Below are 272 nucleotides of genomic sequence, written 5' to 3'. Positions count from 1 at the left end.
CTTTGGCTATTCGAAGCTTTTACTACCCACAACTGCGTATATGCCACATGGTTTTAAATTTACCCAACAATTTATTCAGGTAATAAATTTTGTGTAAATTTCTGAAAAACAAACAACGTGGCATATACGTCTACGTTGTAGGCAATAAACCAGTCTTCTGGTCTTCCCAGAGGGTTTCGGAACCCAATAATGGTCAGGACATCACTTAAAAATCCCCATGAGGGAATCTGGACACAGTCAGATTCCTCCTTGACAAGATTACCGATTGAGAT

The 272-nt window shown here is 39.3% G+C and carries 1 protein-coding gene; it reads right to left on the bottom strand.

Annotated features, from left to right (window positions below; genetic code table 11):
* Window positions 1-71: 71 nt before the first annotated feature.
* Window positions 72-272: hypothetical protein (locus AB9K26_RS00730; RefSeq protein ID WP_369970630.1), on the bottom strand; the 201-nt coding region annotated here is incomplete at its 5' end.

This window comes from Psychroserpens sp. XS_ASV72 (assembly GCF_041224425.1).
Classification (GTDB): Bacteria; Bacteroidota; Bacteroidia; order Flavobacteriales; family Flavobacteriaceae; genus Psychroserpens.
This window is presented reverse-complemented; position numbering and strand designations above follow the sequence as displayed.